This window comes from Klebsiella sp. K-Nf6 (assembly GCF_002806655.1).
In the GTDB taxonomy this organism is placed as follows: Bacteria; Pseudomonadota; Gammaproteobacteria; order Enterobacterales; family Enterobacteriaceae; genus Klebsiella; species Klebsiella variicola.
The window spans coordinates 1-8266 of record NZ_PIBN01000035.1 but is presented as its reverse complement, the minus strand read 5'-3'; the positions used below and the strand labels follow the sequence as shown (position 1 = coordinate 8266).

The window sequence follows — 8266 nt, the reverse complement described above, 5'->3', positions numbered from 1 at the left end:
CGAACTACTACGCGCCGCAGTCAGAACGGAGCATCATCTGGAACGATCCGGAGATAGGGATTGACTGGCCGGCGCTGAGCGACAGCGCACTGTCGCTGTCGGAGAAAGATCTGCAGGCACATACTCTGGCCACCGCAGAAGTATATAAATAATTAGGTTATTTTTTCCTAAAATGGCGGGCTCCAGATGGAGCTCGTCATGTTTATTCGTTTACAAGCCGGGTCAACCGGCTGACTTGACTTACCTTCCTTCTCAGCGTAAAACCGCCAACAGCATTATTTAAATTCGTGGCTATCCGCCATTACCCAGTTAACTGATTAAAGTGTAATCGAATGAAAATTACTATTTCCGGTACAGGTTATGTTGGTTTATCGAACGGTGTCCTGATTGCGCAAAACCACGAAGTGGTTGCCCTAGATATCGTACAGGCCAAAGTGGATATGCTTAACCAGAAGATCTCTCCGATTGTGGATAAAGAGATTCAGGAATATCTGGCAGAAAAACCGTTAAATTTCCGTGCCACCACGGACAAGCACGACGCCTATCGTAATGCCGACTACGTGATCATTGCGACGCCGACCGATTACGATCCCAAAACCAACTACTTCAACACCTCTACGGTGGAAGCGGTTATTCGCGATGTCACAGAGATCAACCCGGACGCGGTGATGATCATTAAATCGACCATCCCGGTGGGGTTCACCCGCGACATCAAAGAACGTTTAGGGATTGATAATGTTATTTTCTCTCCTGAGTTCCTGCGTGAAGGCCGTGCGCTATACGACAACCTGCACCCGTCGCGTATTGTCATTGGTGAGCGCTCTGCGCGTGCCGAACGTTTCGCTGACCTGCTGAAAGAAGGCGCGATCAAGCAGGATATCCCGACCCTGTTTACCGACTCCACCGAAGCGGAAGCGATCAAATTGTTCGCTAACACCTATCTGGCGCTGCGCGTTGCCTATTTCAACGAGCTCGACAGCTATGCTGAAAGCCAGGGGCTTAACAGCAAGCAGATAATTGAAGGAGTATGCCTTGATCCGCGTATAGGCAATCACTATAACAACCCGTCCTTTGGCTATGGCGGCTACTGCTTGCCGAAAGATACCAAGCAGCTGCTGGCGAACTACGAGTCGGTCCCGAACAATATCATCGCGGCTATCGTCGATGCCAACCGTACCCGTAAAGACTTTATTTCTGATTCCATCCTCGCTCGTAAGCCGAAAGTGGTGGGTGTGTATCGCCTGATTATGAAGAGTGGTTCGGACAACTTCCGCGCCTCTTCTATTCAGGGCATCATGAAGCGCATCAAGGCGAAAGGTATTCCGGTTATTATCTATGAACCGGTGATGCAGGAAGATGAGTTCTTCAACTCCCGTGTCGTACGCGACCTGGATGCCTTCAAACAAGAGGCGGATGTGATCATTTCCAACCGTATGGCGGAAGAACTGGCGGATGTGGCGGACAAGGTTTATACACGCGATCTGTTTGGTAATGATTAGGATTTTTCACCTTTGGCTGGATAAGAGTATCTCCAGCCAAATTTTATATGAAATTGGATTTCATTGATGTTAATTAACCTACGAATATGTTTATACAATTAGTTATTTACGGTTAGTGAGTTTTTCTGGTGAAATAAACTAATTTTGTAAAACATCAATGCTGCCAATCGAGTATTTCTTAGGAGTTTAAATATGAAATTTTTAGTCACTGGTGCGGCTGGTTTTATTGGGTTTCATGTCAGCAAACGCCTCTTGAATGATGGGCATCAAGTTGTTGGGATCGATAACATTAATGATTATTATGATGTAAAGTTAAAAGAATCTCGTCTTGAACAATTAGAATCTCCCTCTTTTACCTTTTACAAATTAGATCTCGCTGACCGTGATGGTATGGCTAAGCTGTTCGAAACAGAACAGTTTGACCGAGTTATCCATCTTGCAGCTCAAGCGGGGGTACGTTATTCTCTCGAAAATCCATATGCTTACGCAGACTCCAATTTAACGGGCTACCTGAATATTTTGGAAGGTTGCCGTCACAATAAAGTGCAACATCTATTATATGCTTCATCCAGTTCTGTCTACGGTCTAAACCGTAAAATGCCATTCTCAACAGATGATTCAGTCGACCACCCCGTTTCGTTGTATGCTGCCACAAAAAAAGCTAATGAGCTGATGGCACATACTTATTCCCATCTGTACAGCATCCCGACGACAGGACTGCGCTTTTTTACGGTCTATGGTCCCTGGGGACGTCCGGACATGGCGTTATTCAAATTCACGAAAGCGATGCTGGAAGGGAAAAGTATTGATGTTTACAACTACGGCAAGATGAAACGTGATTTTACCTATATAGATGATATCGTCGAAGCCATTGTTCGTATCCAGGATGTGCTCCCTCAGCCTGATCCTGAATGGACAGTTGAGGAAGGTTCTCCTGCTACCAGCTCCGCACCATACCGGGTCTACAACATTGGTAACAGCTCACCGGTGGAACTGATGGACTACATCACCGCCCTGGAAGAAGCGCTGGGGATGGAAGCGAAGAAAAACATGATGCCAATTCAGCCTGGTGATGTCTTAAATACAAGTGCTGAAACGGTAGCACTATATAAAATTATTAATTTCAAGCCCGCAACTCCTGTAAAAGAAGGAGTTAAACAGTTCGTGGAGTGGTATAAAGGATATTATTGATAATCTATGTAATATTTTAATTTAAAATAACATATTAAAGAGGTAATTAATGATTTGTTACTTACCTCTTGGTGGAAAATTACCAACTTTAATGGAAGTGTTGGTTTTATTTTATTTTCCTACATTAAGGTGACTTATTTATAGTATGATTTAATAATTTCTGGTTTAAAATTGCATAACCATATATTAAATGTTGATTTCCCATTCACCTGCAAAAATCTTAATGTAATTAATGATTGAGTTTAATAATGGTCCTTAGTTGGATTATTTAATATGGTATTGAATTATTCTTATTATTGCAGTGTGCTAACCGCTATGAATAATTAATTGCAATGGCACAGTATCGTTAGCATATCTTATGGTTTTGATGCGTAGGTGGTTATATAATGTTAATTGCGTGGCTTATTGTTTTTTGATTGAGTGCCATGCCTCTCAATTAGAATTTAAAAGATGAAATCGGTTAATAAAATCAGTGAATTAGCGGTATAGTTGAAGTCCAATTCAAATCTTGTCACTTTCACACTTAAAAAACCTGATCAAACTATTGGCTTATATATGTTTAATAAGAGAAAGACATTAAAAAACTTAGCTTCGCTTGGTTTTATGCAAATTATAAATTATGCTCTTCCTATTGTTTTAATGCCGTATCTAATAATTAAAATTGGAATATCAAATGTTGGTTTGATTGCCACCATTACCGCAATCACAGCTTATATGCAACTTTTTATTGATTACGGGTTTAATCTGTCGGCGACTAGAGATATAGCAAAGAATGGTTATGATGATTATAAGGCATCAATAATAAGTAGTTCGGTCTTTGCTATAAAATCAATGATATCGGTATTTTTTTTATTTTGTTCAATTTTCGTGTTCTTAGTACATTCAGTACCTGAAGAATATAAGGCTGTTTTTTTTCTAACCTTTGGCATTACTGTTTTTCAGTCAATGTTCCCTTCATGGCATTTTCAAGCTGCTGAAAAAATGCATTTTATAACTGGTTGTAATAGTATCCCTAAGCTAATTTTTACAGGGATGATCTTTATTGTTGTAAACACACCTAACGATGTATGGAAAGTTCAAGCATGTTTGCTTGCCGGTGCATTTGTATCCTTTGCAACTGCAATTATAGTTCTGAGAACGAAATTTAACTTCAAGTTAGAAATTTCTTCTAAAGATATTAATAAACAGCTTAAGGATGGTTATTCAATATTTGTCGCAAGAATAGCGTCAGGTTTGTATAAGAATTTCAATGTACTGATTCTTGGTTTCTTTGCAGGCACTGCGGCAGTAGGGGCATATTCCATTGCTGAGAGAATCCTTAGAAGTGCACAAATGGTTCAGAACGTAATTGGGGATACTTTGTATCCATCTTTTGCAAAAGGATTCACTGGTGATCCGAGTTTCTTCAAAAAATCTTCGCAAAAATATAAATGGCACATCATAGTAACTTATACTGCCGCATCGTTGATGTTATTTTATCTTTCTGACTTTATCGGGCATGTTATAGGCAGAACATCTTCTGTAGAAGTTGCATCATGTCTAAAAATTATGGCACCAGCATTTTTATTTGGCGGCTTAAATTATGTTTGTGCGATACTTGGTATGACGTCATGTGGTTATTCAAAGCAATTTTCACTGTGTGTTATTGCAACGGGTATTTTTAATGTTGTTTGTTCGACTGTTCTTTCATATTTATATTCCTACCATGGAACCTCATTGGCTTTAACATTAAGCGAATTATTTCTTTTATGTTTGGTTGTGTTATTTTCTAAAAGGATTGGTGTTTTATGATACCGTATACTACTGTCATTGTAACGTATTCAAATAGAGGGCATTTATTAAGTTCGGTTGTATCTTCAACAATAAATTCCGGATGTGATCATGTGATAATTATTGATAATGGCAGTGATGTAGAAAGTAAAGAAATAATTAATGAGTTACCTACGCTATATAGCCCAGTGCAGTTTACAATATCAACTAATGATAAAAATGAAGGATCAGCTATCGCTTTTAGCCATGGAATGGATTTGGCATCCAATACAAAAAATGAATTTGTTCTATTCCTTGATGATGATAATCTTCTTGAAGAAGGGGCTATTCAGCGTGCAATAAGTATTGCATCTCAAGAATCTGAGCGTAAGAGTGTATTCTTTTTATTAAGAGAGGATAGACCTCATTATATGGAATTTATTAGAACTAGACGAAAAGAGGTATTACTCGGTGAAGAAAATTCATTCATGGCATTCACATTAAAAAAGTATTTTAAAAATAACTTTTTAAAAATATTTCGTATAAATGAAAAAAAATATTTTGGGAAGGATAGTGTTGAATGTGTTCCCGTGCCATGTGGCCCATATGGCGGTATGTTGACTAGGAAGGCTATATTGAATAAAGGCATGCGACCAATGAAGGATATGATTCTTTATTTTGATGATACGAAATATACGTACGATCTATCTTCTGCAGGCATAAAGTTATATTTATTAACTAACTGTCTCATTAAGGATATTGATGATTCATGGTCTGCAATCAAAACTAGCAAACTATCATCACCTATATTCAGTGCTGGAGATTTTAAAATACACCACACCATAAGAAACAGAGTGTTCTTTGAAATGACCGTAACTACGACAAGGAAAAGTATATATATAATGAATATTTTTTCTTTTATGTCTATATTATTTTTAAAGGCACTTTTAAGCAATAACTTAAAAGTGTATCTTAAAATTCTTAGATCGATATGTGATGGATTTGCCTTTTATGAAAAAAATAAAAAATAGCTTGCCATGACAATCGAAGGCGATGAGTGTTATCTGCTATGATACACTCATCTTTAGATATAAGAGATTAACTGGTGCTTAGAGCGTTAATTCGTTATAATATTTTCGGCAACAACAATATGCCAACTAAACAAAACGGTTAATACTCTATTGTTACTTTTTTTATGCATCAAAAGCTTTATAACTCTTTAACTCTTTAACTCTTTAACTCTTTAACTCTTTAACTCTTTAACTCTTTATCTATTTATTGAAGAGGAAAGAAAAAGTAAGCTTGTTAATTATACCGTATATGTTATTATTATTCATAAGACGACATTCCTCTTTTTTAAAACTCATTAATAACCGGTGAAGTATGTGCGTTGTAATTATTATTCAAAGTAAAGAATAATTATAACTGCACCTGTTAAATTCAGCTAGCCCAATGCTCTGTAAGTTCCCGTACTTCGTTTAATTATCTTAAACATCATTTGTGTCGTGTACATCCGGTTAAGTTCACTCCGTCCGATAAAGATATTATGCTTTGGCTTATCTGCTCTAATGAATTCCAGCATCTTACCATACTCTTCTGTCAGTTGTGCAAGCGTCAGCGAGACCTAGCTCCGGGCTGTTGTACCTCAGCAGTTTCATCAATTATTCGCGGTTTATCCCGATTTTATCCAGCATCCTCACTAAACTCCGCGTCGGGATATCCAGGTGAATTTCTATCGCCCGTGCTTTACAGTTAAAGTTGTTCACCAAGGTGAAGGTCCGGCGCGTATACTTTACACCAACCCATCTTGAATCAAGTCGGTTAACCAGCTCAAATTCATCGTCGCGGTAGTCACCAGCGGTGCTGGGCTACGCAGTGGTAGGCGTGGTTTTTATTTACGTCGAGAATTCAGTTGCAGAAGGCGGTAATACTGTGAACTTTTTTATGGTTCCAGCTGCTTCCTTGCTTGTGTTGGGTCTGAAATAAATTTTAATCCGTGAAGTAAAGTAAATAGCATTCAACCGCCATGTTCAGCGCCATACTCACCGGCTCATCACATCGCATATTTTGCTGATAACGAAATACCATCCAACTCAACGACAATGTCCTGCGCACCTGATGTAGGCTCACAGCAAACTGCTTGTTCATATAGTTAACTAAGCGTAGTCTATTACCTCTTACAGTAGCCGGTACTTGAGACTCAGGCTTGAAAACACATGTTTCAGCTGGCAGCTTTAATCCTCATGGTCTTTCAACTTATCATATGCCTCCGAACGTCGCTCTCGAAGTTGTAATAGTTGGCTCGGAAATATTCGCTTCATTGCAGACATGCTTAACGGTACGTTCTGCTGTGATTGATTTAAGAACTGCGATGATCTTTTGTTCGACGAATCGGGCTTTGCGCATGGCTATCTCATAAGGGAACACGATCAGTATGGCGGAGAATATCTAAATGTAGATGGGACGGTACGCTGGATGATAACATAATTATGAAACTTCATTTTGTCATTATAAGACATAATCATAATGCAACAATTAATAATTAAAAAATGCACTTATACCCCATGGGGATATAAGTGCATTGAATTTTCCATTATGAGTTATTTAATTGATAAACACACTATTGTAACTAGTGTATAGCTGCCTGAGTGAATAGATTAATATGGGTATAAAAACAATGAATCTTGAGTCTTTTTTAAATTCATTAAAAAAGAAAGCTGGTAATAAAGGGAATGTTAAAACACCTATGTAAGTAAATATGCGATTCGAGAATTCAACGTTAAAAAGTAATATAAACCCTAGAAATAACTGTAATGAAGTTATTTTTAAAAGAAAGTTAAGTGCGCGATAATATGATAATGATAAGTCTTTATTATTAACTCTGAAATACATGAAAAATAATAAGGAATAATAAATTAGACTTCCAAATCCCGTTGCAACTGCTGTAACTCTTTTAAGGTCTCCTTCAGTATTCAGGTCAAAGTAAAGTTGCGCTTTATAGCTGATAAATGTTGGCATTAGATTGAAAAATGCTTGGCTAAACGATGGCACGTTATTGATAAGTAAGCCAAACAACATACCGAGAATAGGAAGGATTAAGTATATTTTTGTTATTTTTTGTTTTGGTCTTAAGAAGAAAAAAAGGAATGAAATTATTGTTGAATAATGGAAAATTACTGCTATTGCACTTATAAAAAATGATTTCCTTCTTTGATTATCTACAATGTAATAAAAAGTAAAAAAGATAAATCCAGCAGCGAAAGCTATTCTTATTTGCATCATCTCATGAATTATAAAGAAAAATGCAAGATAGATGATAATGCTAATATAGGGGGCTGGAGAAACTTTATGTATTCCATAGAAACATAAACACAATGCGATGAATGAATAAATAAAAAAGAATGCCTCAATACTTCCCCCGGTGAAAGTATTGTTTAAGAAAACAATCAACCAAAAGCCTGGTTCTTTTTGTAAGTAATTATAAAAACCATTAACGCTATCTTGTACAATTGTAGCATACATAATAGAATCATTGTCGGAGCCAACTTCTCTTGTGCAAGCTATGATCGAAAGAATGATTATAATTATAAAAAGGAATATTGGTGAAAATATTCTGGAAATAGATTTAAGATTGTTCATGGTTTCATCCATTGGTACTAAAACATCTTGATAAGATACATTATTAGTAATTAATGTCAATACATAGATGAGCATGAAATTATTCTTAAATGATCTCGAGTGTTTTGCTTTAAATATTCTAAAAAGTCAATAATTCTTCTTCTTCTTCTTCTTCTTCTTCTTCTTCTTCTTCTTCTTCTTCTTCTTCT

At 37.1% G+C, this 8266-nt stretch carries 6 protein-coding genes; 5 read left to right on the top strand and 1 reads right to left on the bottom strand.

From position 1 onward, the window contains the following. The 5 genes from CWM61_RS28330 to CWM61_RS28310 all read left to right on the top strand — a co-directional run. A partial coding sequence (locus CWM61_RS28330; protein ID WP_165785320.1) for a dTDP-4-dehydrorhamnose 3,5-epimerase family protein occupies positions 1-152 on the top strand: 152 nt, incomplete at its 5' end. 180 nt (positions 153-332) lie between these two features. Then, entirely contained in the window at positions 333-1499 is a 1167-nt protein-coding gene (gene ugd / locus CWM61_RS28325; RefSeq protein WP_100632260.1) for a UDP-glucose 6-dehydrogenase, read from the top strand. A 192-nt stretch (positions 1500-1691) separates the two neighbouring features. Next, complete coding sequence (locus tag CWM61_RS28320; RefSeq protein ID WP_100632259.1) at positions 1692-2690, top strand: NAD-dependent epimerase; 999 nt, start codon at positions 1692-1694, stop codon at positions 2688-2690. Between the two features lie 555 nt (positions 2691-3245). Next, positions 3246-4481, top strand: coding sequence for a flippase (locus CWM61_RS28315; protein WP_100632258.1), 1236 nt, complete (start codon positions 3246-3248; stop codon positions 4479-4481). After that, a complete protein-coding gene (locus tag CWM61_RS28310; RefSeq protein ID WP_100632257.1) occupies positions 4478-5470 on the top strand; it encodes a glycosyltransferase family 2 protein in 993 nt (330 codons plus the stop codon). Before CWM61_RS28315 ends, CWM61_RS28310 begins: the two co-directional genes overlap by 4 nt. A gap of 1573 nt (positions 5471-7043) precedes the next feature. On the opposite strand, the gene CWM61_RS28305 is transcribed toward CWM61_RS28310, so the two are convergent. Further along, complete coding sequence (locus tag CWM61_RS28305) at positions 7044-8078, bottom strand: EpsG family protein (protein WP_100632256.1); 1035 nt, start codon at positions 8076-8078, stop codon at positions 7044-7046. Positions 8079-8266: the final 188 nt, after the last annotated feature.

Excerpts from the sequence above, each read along its gene's own strand:
- ugd (WP_100632260.1), top strand. The coding sequence starts at position 333 with ATGAAAATTACTATTTCCGGTACAGGTTATGTTGGTTTATCGAACGGT.
- CWM61_RS28315 (WP_100632258.1), top strand. The coding sequence starts at position 3,246 with ATGTTTAATAAGAGAAAGACATTAAAAAACTTAGCTTCGCTTGGTTTT.
- CWM61_RS28320 (WP_100632259.1), top strand. The coding sequence starts at position 1,692 with ATGAAATTTTTAGTCACTGGTGCGGCTGGTTTTATTGGGTTTCATGTC.
- CWM61_RS28310 (WP_100632257.1), top strand. The coding sequence starts at position 4,478 with ATGATACCGTATACTACTGTCATTGTAACGTATTCAAATAGAGGGCAT.
- CWM61_RS28305 (WP_100632256.1), bottom strand. The coding sequence starts at position 8,078 with ATGAACAATCTTAAATCTATTTCCAGAATATTTTCACCAATATTCCTT.